This window comes from Streptomyces sp. 378 (assembly GCF_030124145.1).
Lineage (GTDB): Bacteria > Actinomycetota > Actinomycetes > Streptomycetales > Streptomycetaceae > Streptomyces.
Window position 1 is genome coordinate 1 of the sequence record NZ_JASKMS010000081.1, and the last position, 1,359, is coordinate 1,359.

Consider the following 1,359-nt stretch of genomic DNA (forward strand, 5'->3'; position numbering starts at 1 on the left):
GTGGACGTTAAGTCCGTTTCTGGTAGCGGCCTCGTCCTGGCTGGGTGAGGAAGCCTTGGCGGGTGAGGCGTCCGAGGCGGCTGCGGGTGATGTTGACGGATGCCTCGTCGGTGGGCATGCCGAGGAGTTCGTGCAGCTCACGGGCTCGGAACTCCTGGTCGGGGTGCTGGTTGAAGGCGTTCACGATGGCCTGGTAAACGCTGTTCGTCTCGGGCCCTTCGAAGTCTTCTTGGACCGGTGCGAGTTCGGCGATGACTTTCCGGGCGGTGACCAGGCTCGCAAGTCGCGCTTCGGTCTCGGTCAGTGCGGCACTCAAGTGCTGCATCTGATCACGCAGTTCACGGGCACGGGCCGTCGCCTTGTCGTGCTGGGCCTGGAGGTCGGCCAGCAGCTCGATGACGTTCACGCCGCCAGTCCGAGGGTGTCGCGCCAGGCCGGACTCGGTGTGGTGAGGCGGCGGGTCATGTTCGCAATCGACGCCCAGTAGACGCGCGAGGCGGACGTGTCGGGCCGGTGATCGTACTCGCGGGCCAGTCTGCGGTGCAGCATCAACGTGCCGTTGACCTGCTCCACGATCCACCTCTTCGGTTGCGGGACGAAGCCTTTGCCCTGATCGGCCGGGTTGCGGCGGACGACTTCGACGCCGATGTCCAACAACGCGCCATGGATGAGGACTTCGTCCTTGAAGCCCTGGTCCACCAGAGCCTTCTCCAGACGCATCCCGCACCGCTCGGCGGCCTGGTCGAGCAGAGCGGTGCCGGCCGTGTTGTCGTGGGCGGATGCGGCCAGCACCACGACGCCGATGATCAGCCCCAGCACGTCGACGGCCAGGCCCCGTTTTCGGCCCGACACCTTCTTGTTGGCGTCCAGCCCCGTCGTCGTCTTCGGGACACCGGCTGCCGCGCGGACGGACTGGGTATCGAGGATCACGAGGGACGGGTCCTCTAATCGCCGGGCCTTCTCCCTCACCTGGCAGCGCAGGAGTTCCTGAATCCGCTGGTCAAGGCCATCCTGGCGCCACAGGCCGAAGTAGTAGAACACCGCCGACCAGGCCGGCAGGTCATGGGGCAGGTAGCGCCACTGGCAGCCCGTCCGGTTCTGGTAGAAGATCGCGTTCACGACCTCCCGCAGATCGCAGGATCCGGGATCTCCGGTCGCTGACCGTGCCACCCGGTCCTGTTTCCAGGCCGTGATCATCGGCTCGATCAACGCCCACTGCTCATCGGCTAAGTCGCTGGGGTACGGCTCTCGCTCCATGCCCGCATCTCAGCATGCACATGCTCAGCGGATGGCCTGCCCGGCGACCAGTACCTCGATCGAGTGATCACGAACTGAGAAAGATCGGACTTAACGTCCACT

General features: G+C 65.3%; 2 protein-coding genes. Both read right to left on the bottom strand.

What is annotated here, in order from left to right:
- Positions 1-7: 7 nt before the first annotated feature.
- Entirely contained in the window at positions 8-406 is a 399-nt protein-coding gene (locus QNO09_RS39570) for a hypothetical protein (protein WP_283975059.1), read from the bottom strand.
- Positions 403-1,257 (bottom strand): IS5 family transposase, encoded by an 855-nt coding sequence (locus tag QNO09_RS39575; protein ID WP_283975060.1) that lies wholly within the window; start codon positions 1,255-1,257, stop codon positions 403-405. The genes QNO09_RS39570 and QNO09_RS39575 overlap by 4 nt, the downstream gene beginning before the upstream one ends.
- Between the last annotated feature and the right edge of the window lie 102 nt (positions 1,258-1,359).